Genomic DNA, 19,410 nt, shown 5'->3' on the forward strand with positions numbered 1-19,410 from the left:
GTAAACAGGCAGTCCTAACCGGTTAAAAAGGAGCTCAGAACCTATTGAAAATTACACTTCCTGACGGCAGTGAAATCAGAGTGGATGGACAAAGCGGCAGCTTTGAAGTTTCGCTATCCTTAGTACAGGATAATGCTGAAGCAGGTATACATGTTATTCGTCTTGTTCTGCAAGCTCCGGCTCCGGCTGTTCCGCCGGTTTTATCCATGAAGTGGAGCCGGGCCGCAGTGGATGTGCAGGGACTGTGGCATCCGTCGGTGGAACGCAGCCGGGCGCTGATTCCCGATTGGTGGCAGGGCTTCGCCTCCAGAGCGGCGTCCTCCGCACCGGTGATCAGCCTGTACGGGAACCGGGGGAATAATGTGCTGACCTTTGCCTGCTCCGATGTCCTGCATCCGGTGGAGCTTCATGCGGGGCTTCATGAGGAAACCTCATGCTTTCATTGCTCAGTGACACTGTGTGCGGAGCCCAGGCCGCCAGTGGATCATCTCGAGGTTGTCCTTCGGCTGGATACCCGCAGCTGTCCATATTATGAAGCGCTTCGAGGAGTGGGTGAATGGTGGGCAGGACTTCCCGGCTGTGAGCCGTCCCCCGTTCCGGAAGCCGCCAGGGAGCCGATGTATTCAACCTGGTACAGCTTCCACCAGCAGCTGGAGCCTGAAGCGGTGGAGGCCGAATGTGCTTTGGCGGCAGCGCTGGGCTGCCAGACAGTCATAGTGGATGACGGGTGGCAGACCTCAGACGAGACACGGGGTTATGCTTATTGCGGGGACTGGAGGGTGAGTGCCGATAAAATTCCCGATCTGAAGGCTCATGTTGCCAGCATTCATAATCTGGGGATGAAATTCATGCTGTGGTACGCGGTTCCGTTCATCGGCAAGCACAGTGAGGCCTGGGCTAGATTCAGGGATCAACTGCTGTATGTAAATGATGAAATGGGTGCAGGGGTTGTAGACCCCCGCTACCCGGAAGTACGGGAGTATCTGACCGGCATCTACGAGCAGGCTGTCCGTTATTGGGACCTTGACGGCTTCAAGCTGGATTTTATCGACAGCTTTTATGCGGTCAAGGATTCGCCTCCCGGAAAGGGAGCCGGACAAGATACGGCTTCCGTGCCGGAAGCGGTAGATAAGCTGCTGAGCGGCATCATTTCCCGGCTGCGCCGGCTGAAGCCCGACATTCTGATCGAATTCCGCCAGAATTACATTGGCCCGCTGATGCGCAAATACGGGAATATGTTCCGGGCAGGAGACTGCCCGAACGATGCGGTGCAGAACCGGATGAAGACCATAGATATCCGGCTGATCTGCGGCTCGACCCCGGCACATGCCGATATGCTGATGTGGAACCCGCAGGAGACTCCTGCCGCAGCTGCGCTGCAGTTTATTAATGTGCTGTTCTCCGTTCCGCAGATTTCGGTCCGCCTGGACCGGCTGCCGCAGGAGCATGCCGCTATGCTGGCTTTTTGGCTCACCTTCTGGCGGGAACACCGGGAGGTGCTGCTGAATGGCCGCCTGGAACCGCTGCAGCCTGAGCTGCTGTACCCGCTGATCATTGCCCGGACCGCACAGCAATGGGTGATAGCTGCCTATTTGGATATGGTAATTCCATTATCCGGCGATTTGCCGGACCGGGTGCAAGTGGTCAACGGGACGCTGCTCACCCGCCTGGTGCTAGAGCTGGACCGTGAACCAGGTCCACTGGACATTAAAGTGCGTGACTGCCAGGGAACAGTGACTGCAGAATACAAGATGAACTGGAACAGCAGAGTATATGCGCTTGAGGTCCCACCGGCCGGCGTGATTACGCTGCAGCCTGTGCATGGACGTGGGCATGAATAATAGCCCACCCGCAAAAAGGTGCGGTTATAGGGTAGAGGTAGGTGGACGTGCGAACAATTATCGATATTGGAGCGTTGCACGCAGTATTAAGAAGTTGTTGTAAGAGAAGCTGGTGTAAGAGAAGTTGGCGCAAGAGAAGTTGGCGTAAAAATCGTAGGTACTTTCTCGGGCTGGCGTCTGTGAGTAAAGTAGATAGTAAGTTAAGTAGAATGTATGTTTTCGAGTTGCTTGCGAGTGAGTTAGTGGAAAAAAGTATCATTAATTTGCTTGAGTACCCCCGCCCACAGGTTAAGTGGAAAAAGTACCACTAATTTCCCTGAACACCATGCGCTATACAGGTTAAGTGGAAAAAGTATCACTAATTCGGCCCATTTCGGGTCAGGTAGGGTGATATCGCATAATTAAGTTCCCTTTTTCCACCTAAATCTCACAATTTCGGATTTTGAGGAGAAATAGGTTCCCTTTTTCCACTTACTGGTCTGAACCAGGCGGCTTGCCCCGGAAACAACGGCAGAATTACCGTTGTTGAATCCCCATCGGTCGGTGCGTGAGCACCCGCAGGCCTAAGCCGCATTTCTTCCCGATTGCTGTATATTTCTTCAGAATAAATTCAGAATCCCCCAAACTTTTTCTAAAGGTTGTTCAGGTAAGCTAGGAACAATCAAGTAAGGGGGTATTCCAAAATGATGAAAATGAGCGGGTGGCTCGAAGAGAGAGCGGTATTTTTATATAAATTTTTGCAGTCTCCAAGGCAAGTTGGCAGTCTTGCACCAAGCTCCGCAGAATTGGCAGCGGTGATGACGAAGCATGTTCCATGGCATCAGATTCAGGGTGTAGCCGAACTTGGGGCAGGGACTGGAGCTATTTCAAGGTATATTCAAAAGTCAGCGCCAGCCGGCACTAAGGTGATGTTGTTTGAAAAAGATCCATATTTGCGGAAAAGACTGCAGACAGCCTTTCCCGGCTATACCTGCTATCCGGACTGCTGCAAACTGGAACTGGCCTTGCATAATGAGAACAGCGGACCGCTGGATTGCATCCTGAGCGGCCTTCCTTTTTTCAATTTTCCGCAAAGCATGAGGGATCTGCTTATGGAGCAAATTCTAAGCGCTTTGAAGGAAGACGGCTTATTTATTGCCTTTCAATACAGCAAACAAATGAAAAAACAATTGGAGCAGCATTTTGTAATAGAGCGGATCTGCTTTGTTCCCCGGAACCTTCCGCCTGCCTTCGTATATGTATGCCGGAAGAAAAGAGCAGACTTATGAGACGTAAAATACATGCGTATCTTCCGCTCCTGTGGCTGCTTGCCATTCCGGCCTTAAATATTTTCTATGTCACCTTGAATCATGGGGGAGGGCAAGTGAACAGCCTGGTTACGGATATAGATAGACAGATTCCTTTTATCCCCATCTTTATTATTCCCTATATCTTTTGGTATGTTTTTATTACGGGGATGCTGCTGCTGCATTTTTTCAAAGACAAAAAGAGCTTCGGACAAACACTGGTCACATTATGTACAGGACTGGTTGCTTGTTATATGATTTATTTACAGTTTCAGACCACAGTTCCGAGGCCGCAGCTCAGTTCCTCCGGAGTACTCATTCACCTAGTCGAATGGGTCTACAGCCATGATCAGCCGTTTAATTGCTTTCCTAGCATTCATGTCTTTACCAGCTATTTAATGATCAAGAGTGTGCAAGGGCACGCAGCTTTTTCCCGGACATTCAAAGCAGCCGTATATTTCTGCGCGTGGCTTATTATTTGTTCAACCCTTTTCGTAAAACAGCATGTGCTGCTTGATGCCGCCGGGGCGATTGCGTTAGCAGAAATTCTTCATTTTGCGGGAAAAACGCTGTTTAACAGCAAGGCTTTTACACTTCATAAAAGGAGACCTTCAGAGTGAAAAAAGTCAACATCCTGGTTGTCGATGATGACAGCGAGATCAGGGACGTGCTGCATATCTACTTGCGTAACGAAGGATATGTTGTCATGGAGGCAGGGGACGGATTGCAGGCGCTGAACATCCTTCAGCACAATCAGATCCATCTGATTCTGCTCGATATCATGATGCCCAGCCTGGACGGGATTGCCGCCTGTCTGCAGATCCGGGCGAAATATGATATTCCGATCATCATGCTGTCGGCGAAAGAAGAGGTTTTAGATAAAATTACGGGATTGTCAGTAGGGGCTGATGACTACGTCACCAAGCCGTTTAATCCGCTGGAGCTGATGGCAAGAGTAAAGGCTCAAATCAGGCGGCAAAAGCTGCTGGCCTCCCTGGAAGACAACACTGAGGAAATCCGCATTGGCGAGCTGGTTATCAACAAAAGCAGGCATTCCGTTGAGGTGGGGGGTTCGAAGGTTTCGTTAACTCCAATTGAGTTTTCCATCCTGGAGCTGCTGGCTTCACACTGCGGGCAGGTATTTAGTGTGGATATGATCTACCGGAGTGTCTGGAAGGATCATACGGCATATTTCTCGGAAAATACAGTGATGGTTCATATCCGCAATATCCGTGAGAAAATAGAGATTTCTCCCAGAGAACCACGGTACATCAAAACCATATGGGGAGTAGGATATAAAATTGAAAAATAGAAGGCAAGTACGCATGTCCGGCACACATAATATGCGCATACGGCTGATCCTATTCATTTATATTAGTATCGCCTTTGGAATAGGGGTGTCTGCGTTTGTTCCGCGAACCACTATTTATTTTCTGGATTTGGTTATTGTGATTCTGTCGTTTGCCGTACCGGCGTCTTGCCTCTTTTTCCTGCTGACACGGAATATCATCCGTTACGTATTCAAGTTGACCGCCGGGCTGGAGATCATTGCGCAGGGCAATCTGAACTACCGGATCACTGAGCTGAGAAAAGATGAACTGGGCGGAATTGCAAGCAACATTAACAGCATGGCCGAGAAACTGGAAATGCAGATCAGCCGTGAACGGCAGCTAGAGCAAGCTAAGCTGGAATTAATAACCGGAGTCTCCCACGATCTGAGAACGCCTCTGACCAGCATCATCGGCTATCTTGATTTACTGAAAGGCAAAGCCTACCTGGACCAGGAAGAGCATGACCGTTTTATCGGCAATACCTATAATAAAGCGCTGCAAATCAAGCTGCTGATTGACGATTTATTTGAATATACAAGACTGACCACACATGAGCTGCAGCTTCAGACCACAACCGTTGATTTGGGGGAGATGCTGAGACAGCTGCTGGTTGAAATGGAACCTCTAGCCAAAGAAAACCAGGTACAGCTGGAAGCAAACCTCCCAACAACTCCCCTCCTTACCGAGATTGATCCGGATATGATTAAAAGAGCGATAGATAATCTGCTGATTAATGCACTCAAGTTCTCGCTGAAGCCAGGAGTCATTCAAGTGTCCCTCCGGCTTCAAAAGGATACCGCACGGATCTGTGTTGAAAATGACGGCGATCCGATTACAGAAGAACAGCAGAGACAACTTTTTGAGCGTTTTTATAGAGCGGGCCATTCACAGAGCCTTGATCACATTCCGGCCGGTGCCGGGCTCGGACTCTCCATTGCCCGAAGCATTGCCAATCTTCACCATGGAGAGCTGGAATGTGAACACTCCGGCGGACATTTCACCTTTCAGCTATCCCTTCTCCAGGGGGCTATACCCCCGAATAAGCCATAAATCCGCCGTCTACCGGCACTGTAATCCCTGTTACAAAACCGGACATGCTTTCGTCCGCCAGCCAGAGCAGGGTACCCAGCAGCTCTTCCGGCTTGCCGAAGCGGCGCATCGGGGTCTGGGAAATGATCTTGTGCGAACGTTCGGTTAGCTCTCCGTCTTCCCGGAGGAGCAGCTTTTCATTCTGCTTCGTGAGAAAAAAGCCCGGCGCAATGGCATTGACCCGGATGCCGGCTTCGGCCAGATGGACAGCCAGCCACTGTGTGAAGTTGTTGACGCCCGCCTTCGCAGCGCTGTAGGCAGGGACTTTGGTCATTGGCGCTGCGGCGCTCATGGAAGAGATATTAATCACCGAAGCTCCCGGGCGTCCGAGCATCTGCCTGGCAAAAATTTGCGTTGGAATAAGCGTGCCAATCAGGTTGAGGTCCATGACCTGCAGGAAGCCGGCGGCAGAAAGCTCGAAAAAGGAGGTGATCTCCGGATTCTCCAGATCGCCTTCCGTGAAGATTTCTTTCGTTGTGACCGCTGACGGCTGGTTGCCCCCGGCCCCGTTGATTAACAGATCACAAGGTCCCCAGTGGTTCAGGACTTCAGCAGCGGCACGGTGCACACTGCTGTCTTCTGTAACATCGCAGGCCACAGAAACGGCCTGGCCTCCGGCTGCGTTTATCCCGGCAGCAAGGGATTCGCCTTTTTCCGCGGTCCGGTTCAGAATGGCGACCTTCGCTCCCTGGCGGCCCAGTTCATGGGCCATAACGGCGCCTAAGACACCTGCTCCTCCGGTAATGACAGCAACTTTGCCTGCAAGTGCAGGCTGCAAGGCTAATTTGGCCATGAACGGCACTTCCTTTCTATAGGGTACTGCGCTATAGCGCTTCCCAGGATGACTTGTGGTTTATTGTAGCATTGCTTAGTGTCCCATTTGAGTTTACCGCGTGCTGTTCCGGTAAGCCGAGGGGGAGACTCCGGTTGTTTTTTTGAAAGTTTTTGAGAAATGCGCCAGCTCCAAGCCCACCTGCTCGGCAATATCGGAGATGCTGAAGCTGGTATAGGACAGCTGTTTTTTGGCGAGCTCCATCCGTTTGAGCTGTACATAATGCATAGGAGTTACCCCCATGAATTTTTTGAAATACGGGATGAAATAGTTCGGATGCAGATGCACCAGCTCCGCCAGCTCCTCGACCTCAAGCGGCCGCATCAGCCGCTGGTCAATATATTCAAGCACATGGGCAAGCTTGCGCTGATCACTGGAATGGAGCAGCTCATCTATGAAATCAGAGTAGCCGCCAGCCTCCAGGCACAAGGCCAGAAGAGTAAGCAGCCCCGCCTGGAGACGGATCTTGGACAGGAAGCTGTCATCCTGAAACAGTGAGATCATTTCGGTAAAAACCGCCCGGACCCCATCCGGGTCGGCCGCATCGCTGATATACAGCTTGTTCGCAGAATGAAACAGCGGCCACTCGCCAATATGGGCATCGAAATGGCAAAAGTAGCGGGCATAAGGATTATCAGGCGACGTTTCCGTTGTCTGTGTGGAGCCGGCTGGCATAATCATTAATTGCCCCGGCCTGGGATAATAGGCCACCCCATTAATGATCACTTTCCCTTCTCCGCGGTCAATAAAATAAAGCCGGTTGAAGGAAGGCGTCTCGTTCGTGCGGTTCCAGCCGGGATACTTCGTGCTGAGCTGGGCATAAGTTACGGTAACATTCAAATTCTGCAGCAGCCGCCCCGGCGTATTGAAGTGATCCATAGTGCAGCTCCTTTGAAAAGGGATTCACTCTATTATACCGCTTTCATTTAACTAATACATCTTAATTATATACAAATAGTCCTTAATTCCAGTCATGTTCACACCCAGAGATTAAGGTTATCCTCATATCATAAACTGAATTTTAGGAAGTGATTCTGGAGATGGCAAAGGTACGTTATGGAATTATTGGCATCGGGAATATGGGCCGGGCCCATGCCCTGAGTCTGCTGGATGATGTGAAGGGAGCCGAGCTGGCTGCGGTATGCGATATCAGTCCTGAGCGCCTGGAATGGGCATCGGAACAATTGCCGGAGAAGGTGAAGCATTTCAGTACAGCAGCAGAGATGTTTCAATCCGGGACGATTGATGCTGTATTAATCTCAACTCCCCATTATGACCACCCGCCGCTCGCGATCGAGGCGCTGGGCTATGGGCTTCATGTTCTGATTGAAAAGCCTGCCGGGGTGCACACCAAAGCCGTCCAGGAAATGAACGAAGCCGCAGCAAAATCGGACCGCAAATTCGGCATTATGTACAACCAGCGGACGAATCCGCTTTACCAAAAGCTGCGGGAGCTGATTCAGGCCGGCGAGCTTGGCGAAATCCGCCGCACAAATTGGATTATCACCAACTGGTACAGATCGCAGAATTATTATGATTCCGGCGGCTGGCGTGCTACCTGGGCCGGAGAAGGCGGCGGGGTGCTGCTGAATCAGGACCCGCATCAGCTGGATCTCTGGCAGTGGACCACAGGGATGATGCCGAAGCGCATCCGGGCATTTTGCTACTTCGGCAAATACCGGAACATTGAGGTCGAAGATGATGTAACCGCTTATGTCGAGTATCCGAACGGAGCCACCGGCTTGTTCATTACGACGACCGGCGAAGCCCCGGGGACAAACCGCTTTGAAATTACGGGCGATAACGGAAAAATCCTCGTCGAGGACGGCGCCCTGACCTTCTGGCGGCTGCGCACACCGGAGCCGGTTTTCAATGCTGAATATAAGGGCGGCTTCGGAGCACCTGAATGCTGGAAATGCGAGATTCCGGTGACAAAAGGGGATGGCGAGCAGCATAGAGGCATCCTGCGCAATTTTACGAACGCTATTCTGTATGATGAACCCCTGCTGGCGCCGGGGGAAGAAGGCATCCATGGACTAACGCTTTCGAACGCCATGTATCTGTCCGCATGGACAGACAACTGGGTGGACCTGCCGATTGACAGTGATCTGTTCCATGAGAAGCTGATGGAAAAAGTGCAAAATTCCACCTTCCAGAAGGATACAACTGTGCAAAAAACGCTGAATGTAACCGGAACTCATTAAGAATTTAGAAGCTGATCAGGGAGTGAAATAACCTATGAAGACGTCAACGATTGCTGCGCAAATGTATACCCTTCGGGAATTCACCCAGACCCCGGAAGGGCTGCGGGAGAGCTTTCTTAAAGTGAAGGACATCGGCTACCAGGCAGTGCAGGTTTCGGGTATTGGCCCGATTGACCCGCAGCTGGTGAAGCAATACGCAGATGAAGCCGGGCTTGTGATCTGTGCGACACATATCCCCTGGGATAGGCTGGTGAATGATCTTGACGCACTGGCCGCTGAACATAAGCTCTGGAACTGCAAATATGTCGGACTTGGAGCGCTGCCGGGCGAGTATCAGACTAGTCAGGAGGGCTACCGCACCTTTGCCAAGAAGGTCTCCGAAACCGCTCTTGTTCTGAAGCAGAAGCACGGGCTGCAGTTCGTTTATCATAATCACGATTTTGAGTTCGAGCGTCTGGACGGTGTCACCGGACTTGAAGTGCTGCTTCAGGAAGCGGACCCGGCGGCGTTCGATTTCGAACTTGATCTCTACTGGGTTCAGGCCGGCGGGGGAAGTCCGGTAGATTGGATTCACAGGGTCAAGGACAGAATGCGGGTTGTGCATCTGAAGGATATGGCGGTAGTTGCAAGGAAAGCGGAATTTGCCGAGATCGGCCAAGGAAATATGAATTACCCGGCGATTATTGAGGCCTGCCGTGAGACCGGAGTCGAGTGGTTTGTCGTTGAGCAGGATGTCTGCCGCCGCGATCCGTTCGAGAGCCTGAAGATCAGCCTGGACTATCTGCACACACTGCTATAACTATCTAAGACCATACCCCACAATGTAAAACTATAGTTCAACTTATTCAGAACGGGAGGGGACTGAAGAATGAGCCGCAAAGACGGAATGAATTATGCGCCCAAGCATGAGGCCAAACCGGTGGTTGGGCCAGATGAATTCGTAATCGCAGCAATCGCGCTGGACCATGGTCACATCTATGGCATGTGCAACGGGCTGGTGGAAGCCGGTGCGCAACTGAAATGGGTATATGATCCTGACCCCGAAAAGGTCAAAGCCTTTATCGCCGCCTATCCGGGGGTCCGGGTGGCCAGAACTGCAGAAGAAGTGCTTGAAGACCCGGAGGTCCGCCTGGTGGCGGCAGCGGCGGTGCCTTCCGAGCGGGGGCCGCTGGGCCTGCGTGTAATGGCCCACGGGAAGGATTATTTTACGGATAAAGCCCCGTTTACCGCGATGGAGCAGCTTGAAGCGGCACGGTTGCAGGCAGAGAAGACCAAACGTAAATATATGTGCTACTTCAGCGAACGGCTGCATGTGGAGAGTGCGGTCTACGCCGGGCAGTTGATCCGTCAGGGAGCTATCGGCCGGGTGCTGCAGCTGATCGGGATGGGACCGCACCGTCTAAATGCGCCTAGCCGTCCTGAATGGTTCTTCCAGCGCGAGAAGTACGGCGGCATCCTCTGTGATATCGGCAGCCACCAGATTGAGCAGTTCCTCTACTATGGGAACTGCCGGGATGCTAAAGTGCTGCACAGCAAGGTTGCCAACTACAATAACGCGGCCTATCCGGAGCTGGAGGATTTCGGCGATGCGACCTTGGTAGGCGACAATGGTACGACCCAATATTTCCGCGTGGACTGGTTCACCCCGGCGGGGCTGGGCACATGGGGAGATGGCCGGACCATTATTATGGGAACCGAAGGGTACATGGAGCTGCGCAAATACAGCGATATTGCCCGGTCGAACACACCGGATCATGTATTTTGGGTGGATGGGGAAGGCGAGCATTATGAGCAGGTGGCCGGGAAGGTAGGTTTTCCTTTCTTTGGAGAACTGATTCTGGACTGCTTGGAGCGCACTGAGCTGGCGATGACCCAGGCCCATGTGTTCAAAGCTGCGGAGCTGTGTCTTACGGCGCAATCCCAGGCGCTGAACCTCACCCCGGATATACTCAGATAGTCGGTCAGAAGACAGATCAAAGCGGAAGGTGAATTGGATGAGCACAATAGGAGCAGCCATCATCGGGTGCGGGGCAATTGCTCCCTTGCACGCCAAGGCGATTCAATCCATGGAAGGCGCCCGGCTGGTGGCCGTTGCCGACACAGATCCTGTAAAGGCAGCTGAAGCAGCCGAGAATTACGGCTGTGAGGCGTTAACAGACTACAAGCAGCTTCTGGGGAGAACGGATATCGGCATTGTCCATCTATGCACGCCGCATCATCTGCATGCACCGATGGCAGCGGAGTTTCTTGAAGCAGGCCATCATGTTCTAACAGAGAAGCCCATCGCACTGGATGTTCCCTCTGCCCGGCGTATCCAGGAAGTGGCGGCGGCCAGCCAGGGACAGCTGGGCATTGTCTTTCAAAACCGTTACAATAATCCTTCCATCCGGATCAAAGAGACCATTGATTCCGGGATTCTGGGCCGGCTCATCTGCATGAAGGGGATTGTAACCTGGTACCGGAGCGAAGACTATTATACGGAGAGCGGCTGGCGGGGTAAATGGGCTACCGAAGGCGGCGGAGTGCTGATTAATCAGACAATCCATACCCTTGATCTGCTGCAATGGTTCGGGGGCGAGATTGCTTCCGTCACCGGAAGTGTGACCACCGATGTGCTGAATGAAGTCATCGAAGTGGAGGATACGGCACATGCCTGCATTATTTTCAAGAATAATGTCCGGGGACTTTTTTATGGTACGAATGCGTATTGCGTGAATTCTCCGGTAGAAATGGAGTTTGTCTTTGAGCAAGGCACGCTCCTTCTGCGCCGGGACTGCCTGTATCTCTGGAAAGACGGCCATGAAACACTGCTGACTGAGCCCGTATCCACGGCGGTTGAAGGCAAATCCTACTGGGGAACCAGCCATCAGCGGTTAATCCTGGACTTTTACAAGCACGTCAGAGAAGGGCGGAAATTCTGGATTGACGCGGGCGAGGGGATCAAGGCGCTGGAGGTTATTGCCGGCATTTATTCAACTGCAGTGAATTCCTCAAATTGACTTCAGGCACATTTAGCCTTATCTTCATAACATACGTTTCTATATAAGATGAACTTAAAAAATCCATAAAAAGGGTAGAAGTGCGGAGGGGAAGTTTGGAACTGGAAGAGCGGAAGCGTCCGCCTTTGTCACCGGATTTCAACCGCAAAAAGGCGGTTCCAATCAAGAAATCTGGGGACAACAGCGGCTGGAAGTCCAAACATTCCCCGCAGTTACGACTATACCCCACAATGTATAACTAAAGTTCAACTTATATAGTTTGGCAGATGATAGGCAGGGAGAGGGATACAGGTTATGGAACAGGCAATGTTTGCCGGAGGCTGCTTCTGGTGCATGGTGACACCTTTTGAGGAGCTGCCCGGAATTCATGGGATTGTCTCCGGCTACGCCGGGGGAACGGTAGAGAACCCGACATATGAGCAGGTCAAAACCGGAACGACAGGTCATTATGAGGTGGTGCAGATCACTTATAATCCGGCCGTGTTCCCATACTCCAGGCTGCTGGAGCTGTTCTGGCCGCAAATCGATCCGACGGATGACGGCGGACAGTTTCAGGATAGAGGCGCCCAATACCGTACAGCGGTATTCTACTATAATGAGGAGCAGCGCCTGGCCGCCTTGGCTTCCCGCGAACAGGTTGCGGCCAGCGGGAGATTTGAGGGTCCGGTGGTGACGGAAATTCTGCCGGCGCCGCGCTTTTACCGGGCGGAAGAATATCATCAGGACTATCACAAAAAGAATCCGAAGCACTATAAAGAGGACCGCGAGCAATCCGGACGCGACACCTTTATTGCGAAGCATTGGTAAAAGTAAAAGTACGATATAAAAGCCTTAAGACTCCTGGGCTATGGAGAATTAAGGCTTTTTTCTTTTTTTGCAGCAAAAGTGACGGTAATCCTCTTTATCAAATCGTTTCACCCAAAATATGGGGACAAAAACCGAAATTCTGATCCTACTAAAAGGGCAGCAGGAATACTATAATCATAGTTGAAAACGCATACATTTATGGTGCGTGATTGAACCTAAACCATTTAATGGAGGTAGATTGCGATGAGAAAAAGATGGCTAATGTCTGTGCTCGCGCTCCTGCTGCTGATCTCCTGCTTCCCGCTGTTCGGCTCCAAGGCTGAGGCCGCCGACTACACGCAAGGTGTCGATTTGTCGGGTACCACGGCAACAATCTGGTTCAAATCCACCGTGAACACAAGTTGGGTGGATGTGCATTACAAGGTTAACAATGGCACACAGCTGAATCTCCGCATGGCGTACAACAGCAGCAAAGCCCGTTATGAACAAGCGGTGACGGGTGTTGCCAGCGGCACGGCCCTCACCTATTTCTTCACCTACAATAATGGAACGCCTGCGTATGACACGGGCTGGTTCACTTACAATGCAGGGCCAACACCGACCACGCCGCCTTCGAATCCCTCTGGTTCGATCTATTCTATTCCAGCCTCATCCATTCCTGTTGCGCCAAACGGCTCCATCTCCGTAAAAGTAATGAATGGGACCGGCGGGGCATATCCCGACAGCCAGATCTACTGGGGGGTTCTGGGGATTAATCCGGTCAACAAACAATGGAGTTATCTGGATCTGAACGGGAATCTTGTACCGATCTCCACGGCTCTGAACGACGCTTCCGGACATCTGACCAAAAATGGCGTGAATTATGCGAACATTTACCACAAGGTCAGCGAAGCTTCCTGGGTCAACCTGCCCAAAATCACCTCTGGCAGAATGTTCCTCAGTGTAGGCACACCACTGTACATCAAGACGTATAACGACGGCTTCGCCGGACCGAACGTCGATAATCCGACTGATCCGAACCGCAACATCTACTTTGATTTTGTGGAATTTACAGTCGATGACGCCGGTTACCATGGGAATACTACCCGCGTTGACGGCTTTGGCTTCCCGATTCAGCACCGGCTGGTGAACATGTCGGGGTCTTTTGACCAAACGGTAGGGGAATTTGAATCGGAAACCCGTGCCGGATTATTTACAAAATATCAGAACGAGGTGCCGTCCGCCTTCAAATCGTTAGCTACGGATCAGGCACCCTACCGGATTCTGGCACCGATACATGGATCTTTTGCTGCTGGCGGAGCCAATGCCAACTATTTCGCCGGTTATTCCAGCTACAACACCCAGGATATTCTCCGCTGCGACGGAGCGCTGACCGATGCCGCAACGGCTGCTGCGATCAACCGCCATGTCTATACAACGAGCAACTGGAATAATGTCGCCAACTATTACAAAGCCGCTCCGGCCAACTATTATGCGAAGTTCTGGCATGACCATAGCATTAACGGCCTGGCCTACGGTTTCCCGTATGATGATGTCAACGGCCAAGCTGCCTACCTGGAGGTAGGCGATCCCAAAGGTCTGATTATCCGTGTCGCCTGGTAAAAAGCGTATTCCGCACAGTGCACGCACCACGCATTATGGCAAGCTGAGACTGGTTCACTTTTGACACTTATCCAACAGCCCCGGCAGGGTCTAGCCTGCCGGGGCTGTTAGGCTGTGGAAGAGGATGTGACACCAAAGGCGTTTTACTATTCATTATTCACTCATATTGGACATTCTCTACTGCCAATTTCCACTTGCCCGTGGAACAAAATACCACTTCACAGCGTCTACACTGTTAAGACAATTAGAAATTAGACACTGGAGGAACGAAGATGGTACGAAAGCGATTAGGACATATCCTTACAAAAAGCACACTTGTGGCACTATGCCTGTTACTTGTACTGCTGAACGGTACAGTTACGGCTGAGCCGGCAGCGGGCAAGAAGACGACCGCCGTAATCACAGCGGAACTGCAGCGCGCCTTGGAAGGAGTACAGGGCATACTGCTGTCCCGGCAGCCCTTCCCGGATGAGGCTGCTCCGGGCTTCGCCAAGAATGGGGCCAGTCTGCCCAAGGGATATCTGGAGCAGACCGCAGACAAGATTCTGGCGCAGCGGGGCAAGTTCGCGAAGGTGACGGACCTGACCCGTACCGCCCTGGCATACAGCGCTGCAGGCGGCAGCATCAACAATATTGCCGGCATCGATCTGTATCCTTTCCTCATGAACCATTCAGGGATCGATACGGAAGGGGCCGCTGCGGTAGCCGCCGCGTATGTGACATCGGACAATTCTTATTCCGAATCGTTGGAGCGGACCAACCGTTATCCCGATATGCTCTTCTATCAGCTGCTGAAGATGCAGCTGGCGGATGGCAGCTGGCCCTTGGCCGGACAGACGCAGGGAGATCCGTCAGCTACAGCTTGGGTACTCACGGCACTAGCCCCGCAGCTCGGTTCAGAGCAGACAGCGGGGCCGGTGCAGTCTGCCTTGCTGTGGCTGAAAGGCAAACAGCAGCCGGATGGCGGTTTCGACGGGAAAACGACGACCACGGCGCAGGTAGTGGTTGCTCTATCCTCACTTGGCATAGATGCAGCAGATTTTGCTGCTGAAGGCGGCACCTCCGTTCTGGACCATCTGCTGTCCCGGAAGCTTCCAGATGGAGGATTTGCGCAGACCGCAGGCGGTGGCGCCGACATTCAGGCTGCTGCGCAGGCGTATCTGGCGTTGACCTCATATAAGCTGCTGTCCAAGCAGGCGGGCCTGCTGTACAGCGGACTGCACCAAGCTGATAAAGGCCAGGCTGCCATTTATATCGAAGGGCCGGGAAGCACCCTTGCTGCGGGTTATGTCCCCAGCGGGGACGCGCTGAAGGCGGCAACGGCATTTTTACAGAATAAAGGGCTGTCTTATAAGCTGAATACAGATTCGGCCCGGCCGGCCTTCACGGCTATCGAGGGTATTCAGAACGGACGTTACAACGGCAAGGGAGAATGGAGACTGGCTGTATTCAACGGCAGTTCATGGTTAAATGCGCATAAGAGCATGGGCAGGCTGACGCTAGGTGACAGAGATCAGCTGCTGGTCTACTATGCGGATCATATGGAGCTTGTTGATGGAATACAGAGCGAATGGAAACTTAAGAATGGCCAGAAGATGAACGGTTTTCCGGCAGCCAATACCCCGTTTGACCTGTATATCAAAAAAGCGGACGGCGAGCTTGGCGGCCTCCCGGCCTGGGGGGTCACTGTGACGCTTCAAGGGATTAGCAAAACAGCCGACAGCGCGGGAAAAGTGTCCTTTACCGGTATGAAGCCCGGCGTCTATCCTGTGGAAATTACGAAATACCGCAAGGATGCAGCTCCGGGCATCGTGAAAAGAACGGTTGCGCTGCATATTGCCGCCCCGGAGCTGGACACTTTTACCGACGCGAAGCAAGTCGCGGTCTGGGCGCGTTCAGATATGGCTGCGGCTCTGAGCAATGGCTACATTCAAGGTGTCAGTGCAAGCGGGAACGTGCTGGCTCCCAAGCAGAAGCTGACCCGGGCCGAATTCCTGACCCTGCTTCTGCGTCTGCTGCGTGAGTTTCCTGAGGACAAGGCGGTATCCGGCTTCCCGGATGTTAAGCCGGGCAAATGGTACAGCGGCACTGTCGCCAAGGCTGTGGAACTGGGCATTGTAAGCCGTTCCTCCGGCAAGTTCGAACCGGACCGCGGCATTACGCGTGAAGAAGCGGCAGTTATGGTAGCTAAGGCCGCGCGTCTATCCACCTACGGAAGTGCCGGCCGCGTGAAGTTTGGTGACACATCGACTCTGCCGCAGGACAGCCGCCAGGCGATTCAGGCGGTGAACGAACATGAGATTATGACCGGAGACGGCGGCAGCTTTCATCCCAAGCAGGTGCTGGTCCGTGAACAGGCCGCGGCAATCTTGGTCAGAGTGCAGAAATTGATACCGGAAGTTCTCTACTGATGGTATAGGCAACCCGGAATATGATAAGCTCATGGAGTCGGGTACAGCCCTAAATAGGAGGGAACACTATGAGCAGCTTAAAAACAGGCCAGATCTATTCCGGTTTTCAAGTCGTACATGAGGAATATATCCGGGAAATTGAATCCACCGTATTCACGATGGAGCATCAGCCAAGCGGCGCGAGGCTGCTTTTTGTACAGAATCAAGATGACAACAAGGTGTTCAGCATAAGCTTCCGGACTCCGCCCGGTGACAGTACGGGAGTCTTTCATATTCTAGAGCACTCGGTGTTGTGCGGTTCGGATAAATATCCGGTAAAGGAGCCGTTTGTGGAGCTGCTTAAAAGCTCGATGAAGACGTTTCTGAACGCATTTACGTTTGCCGACAAGACCATGTATCCGGTGGCAAGCCGGAATCACCAGGATTTCTCCAACCTGATGGAGGTTTATCTGGACAGTGTGTTTAAACCGAATATCTACAGGCAGCAGGAGATTTTTGAGCAGGAGGGCTGGCATTACGATTTGCACCATGCGGAGGATGAGCTGATCTACAAAGGCGTGGTATACAACGAGATGAAAGGCTCCTATTCCTCGCCGGTTACGGTACTGATAGACCGGATCAAAAAGTCGCTGTACCCGGACACGGTTTACCGGTATTCCTCTGGCGGAGATCCGCAGGATATTCCCGCATTGACCTATGAGCAGTTCCTTGCTGCGCACAGCCAATATTACCACCCGTCCAACAGCTATTTTTATCTGTATGGAGACGTTAATATCGAAGAGCGGCTGGAGTTCATCCACCAGGAATATCTAAAATCGTACAACCGCGATGATTTCGATACCGCCATTCCTCTTCAGCAGCCGACCGGAATGACGGAGCTTACGGCGGAATACCCCATTCTGGAAACCGAAACCGCTGCTGACAAGACCTATCTGAGCATGAACTATGTGATCGGAACAGCCTTGGACCGGGAACTGAATCTTGCCTTTGCTATTTTGAAAAACATGCTGATGGACAGCAACGCGGCTCCGCTAAAAAGGGCGCTGCTCGAAAGCGGTCTGGGCAAAGACGTCTTCGCTTTTTATTCCGACAGCATGATCCAGCCGCTGCTGGGGATTACATTAACCCATTCCAATCCTTCTGCTAAGGATGCTTTTCTGGACCTGATCCGAACTACATTAAGCCGCCTTGCTGCGGACGGGCTGGATGAGAAGCTGGTGCTGGCTGCGGTCAACAGCAAAGAATTTGAACTGCGTGAAGCAGACTTTATCCAATACCCGAAAGGGCTGACCTATAATATTGAGGTTATGAAGTCCTGGCTGTACGATGGCTCACCAGCAACCCATTTGGAGTATGAAGCCGTGTTTGCTTCCATCCGGGAACAATGTGCAGACCGTTATTTTGAGCGGCTGATTGAAACCTATTTGCTGAACAGTGACCACTGCAGTGTAGTAATACTCCAACCATCTGCTGCCCTGGCAGCCGAAAAGGAAACGTCCATCCGCCGGCAGCTTGCCGAATATAAGGCATCCCTGTCCCCGGAACAGCTTGGGCAGCTTGTTCAGCGTACACAGAATCTGCTGGACCGGCAGAGCCGTCCGGATGCGGCCGAGGATTTGCGCAAGCTCCCGAAGCTGTCTCTTCAGGACATTAACCGCAGCGTTCCTCCTCAAGTTCATACACAGGAGTACATGCTGGAAGGGATAAAGCTGATTCACCATGAGATTCTCACAAACAAAATTGCCTATATTAAGCTATATTGGGACACGGGAGTTCTTGCGGCGGAACAGATTCCTTATCTCGTGCTGTTGGCGAGAGCGCTCGGCCAATTGGAGACCGCCGCTTACAGTATTGAAGAACTCACGGGTGAAATCGGGATCAAAACCGGGGGGATTCGTTTTCAGAATGAGGTGTTTGGAGCGAATAAAAATTCGCATGCAGGCTATCAGCCCAAATTCAGCGCACGCATAAAAGTAATGGAAGGCAGCATCAGCGAATCGCTGACGCTGCTTCATGAGCTGCTCTACGGCAGCAATCTGGATAACTTCACCAAGCTGCAGGAAATCGTCCGCCGGGAAGCTTCGCATATGGAATCGGTCCTGAACCAGAAAGGCAATGAAATCGCAGCCAGCCGTCTGCTATCCTACTTCTCCGATATGGGAGCATACGAAGAACAGCTCGGCGGAGTGGCTTATTACCGTTTTATCCGGGAACTTGCAGACGGAATAGATCTTCAGGCCGAACAGCTCTCAGACACCCTAAAGGGGATCTGTGCAGCCTTGTTCAATAAGCGGAATTTAACGCTTTCTGTGACTGGAACCTCAGATATCTATGCAGAATTTGCTGCACATTTGGCCCAACTGGACATCCAGGACCAGCAGGTGGAGCCACAACCTAAGCTTAAGGCGCAGAATCACGCCGGTAACGAAGGATTTATGTCCGCAAGCCAGGTGCAGTATGTGGTTAAGGGGTATGACTTCAGCAAGCTTGGTTTTGTCTATTCAGGCAAGATGCAGGTTCTCAAAAAAATCCTCAGCCTCACATACCTTTGGAACACGGTGCGGGTAAAAGGCGGGGCTTATGGCGGGAACCTGCTCCTGCGCAGAGATGGGGTGCTTTTGTTCACATCCTACAGGGACCCGAATCTGCAGGAGACGCTGGAGGTCTACGATCAGGCCTACCGTTATGCCGAAAGCTTTGAAGCAGATGAGGAGGAGATGACCCAGGCGATCATCGGCACCCTGGCGATGTTTGAACAGCCGCTCAGTCCCAGCGCACTCCGGCGGCGGGCGGACCGGCATTATTTTGAACAGATTACCGTAGAAGAGCTGCAGCAGGAGCGGAATGAAATCTTCTCGGCAACACCGGAAGATATCAGGCACTATGCCCGACTGCTGAAGACGGTGACGGAACAGAATTTTTTCAGTGTGGTCGGCAATGACTCCAAGATGAAACCGGCACAAGCTATATTTGGCAGTCTGGAGGAACTGGTGAAATAACCGATGAAA

At 52.2% G+C, this 19,410-nt stretch carries 15 protein-coding genes; 13 read left to right on the forward strand and 2 right to left on the reverse strand.

Annotated features, from left to right (window positions below):
- Window positions 1–44: 44 nt before the first annotated feature.
- The 5 genes from PRIO_RS16370 (at window position 45) to PRIO_RS16390 (ending at window position 5,508) form a co-directional block, all read left to right on the forward strand.
- Complete coding sequence (locus PRIO_RS16370; protein WP_052741469.1) at window positions 45–1,841, forward strand: glycoside hydrolase family 36 protein; 1,797 nt, start codon at window positions 45–47, stop codon at window positions 1,839–1,841.
- Between the two features lie 683 nt (window positions 1,842–2,524).
- A complete protein-coding gene (locus PRIO_RS16375; RefSeq protein WP_020433107.1) occupies window positions 2,525–3,109 on the forward strand; it encodes a class I SAM-dependent methyltransferase in 585 nt (194 codons plus the stop codon).
- Window positions 3,106–3,747 carry a phosphatase PAP2 family protein gene (locus PRIO_RS16380; RefSeq protein ID WP_020433108.1) on the forward strand — a complete coding sequence of 214 codons (642 nt, stop codon included), beginning with the start codon at window positions 3,106–3,108 and terminating at the stop codon, window positions 3,745–3,747. Before PRIO_RS16375 ends, PRIO_RS16380 begins: the two co-directional genes overlap by 4 nt.
- Window positions 3,744–4,439, forward strand: a complete 696-nt coding sequence (locus PRIO_RS16385; protein ID WP_020433109.1) for a response regulator transcription factor — start codon at window positions 3,744–3,746, stop codon at window positions 4,437–4,439. Before PRIO_RS16380 ends, PRIO_RS16385 begins: the two co-directional genes overlap by 4 nt.
- Before the next feature lie 13 nt (window positions 4,440–4,452).
- The gene (locus tag PRIO_RS16390; protein ID WP_046503511.1) at window positions 4,453–5,508 is read left to right on the forward strand and encodes a sensor histidine kinase; all 1,056 of its coding nucleotides are present in this window, start codon (window positions 4,453–4,455) and stop codon (window positions 5,506–5,508) included.
- Here the strand turns inward: PRIO_RS16390 and PRIO_RS16395 are convergent.
- Window positions 5,486–6,340 (reverse strand): SDR family oxidoreductase, encoded by an 855-nt coding sequence (locus PRIO_RS16395; protein ID WP_020433112.1) that lies wholly within the window; start codon window positions 6,338–6,340, stop codon window positions 5,486–5,488. The two genes, PRIO_RS16390 and PRIO_RS16395, sit on opposite strands and share 23 nt — an antisense overlap.
- A 93-nt stretch (window positions 6,341–6,433) precedes the next feature.
- A complete protein-coding gene (locus tag PRIO_RS16400) occupies window positions 6,434–7,258 on the reverse strand; it encodes a helix-turn-helix domain-containing protein (protein ID WP_020433114.1) in 825 nt (274 codons plus the stop codon).
- A gap of 161 nt (window positions 7,259–7,419) precedes the next feature.
- Between PRIO_RS16400 and PRIO_RS16405 the strand changes: the two genes are divergently transcribed.
- From PRIO_RS16405 to PRIO_RS16440, 8 genes are all read left to right on the forward strand, one after another.
- A complete protein-coding gene (locus PRIO_RS16405) occupies window positions 7,420–8,583 on the forward strand; it encodes a Gfo/Idh/MocA family protein (protein WP_020433116.1) in 1,164 nt (387 codons plus the stop codon).
- A gap of 34 nt (window positions 8,584–8,617) precedes the next feature.
- Window positions 8,618–9,382, forward strand: a complete 765-nt coding sequence (locus tag PRIO_RS16410) for a sugar phosphate isomerase/epimerase family protein (protein ID WP_046503516.1) — start codon at window positions 8,618–8,620, stop codon at window positions 9,380–9,382.
- A 69-nt stretch (window positions 9,383–9,451) separates the two neighbouring features.
- Window positions 9,452–10,540, forward strand: a complete 1,089-nt coding sequence (locus PRIO_RS16415; RefSeq protein ID WP_020433121.1) for a Gfo/Idh/MocA family protein — start codon at window positions 9,452–9,454, stop codon at window positions 10,538–10,540.
- Window positions 10,541–10,577: 37 nt separating this feature from the next.
- Window positions 10,578–11,582 (forward strand): Gfo/Idh/MocA family protein, encoded by a 1,005-nt coding sequence (locus PRIO_RS16420; protein ID WP_046503519.1) that lies wholly within the window; start codon window positions 10,578–10,580, stop codon window positions 11,580–11,582.
- 294 nt (window positions 11,583–11,876) lie between these two features.
- A complete protein-coding gene (gene msrA / locus PRIO_RS16425; protein ID WP_020433127.1) occupies window positions 11,877–12,389 on the forward strand; it encodes a peptide-methionine (S)-S-oxide reductase MsrA in 513 nt (170 codons plus the stop codon).
- A 243-nt stretch (window positions 12,390–12,632) separates the two neighbouring features.
- Complete coding sequence (locus PRIO_RS16430) at window positions 12,633–13,991, forward strand: glycoside hydrolase family 64 protein (RefSeq protein ID WP_046503522.1); 1,359 nt, start codon at window positions 12,633–12,635, stop codon at window positions 13,989–13,991.
- 272 nt (window positions 13,992–14,263) lie between these two features.
- A complete protein-coding gene (locus PRIO_RS16435) occupies window positions 14,264–16,402 on the forward strand; it encodes an S-layer homology domain-containing protein (protein WP_046503525.1) in 2,139 nt (712 codons plus the stop codon).
- 68 nt (window positions 16,403–16,470) lie between these two features.
- Window positions 16,471–19,401, forward strand: a complete 2,931-nt coding sequence (locus PRIO_RS16440) for an insulinase family protein (protein ID WP_020433139.1) — start codon at window positions 16,471–16,473, stop codon at window positions 19,399–19,401.
- The last annotated feature ends 9 nt before the right edge of the window (window positions 19,402–19,410 follow it).

The organism is Paenibacillus riograndensis SBR5, from assembly GCF_000981585.1.
Lineage (GTDB): Bacteria > Bacillota > Bacilli > Paenibacillales > Paenibacillaceae > Paenibacillus_AQ > Paenibacillus_AQ riograndensis.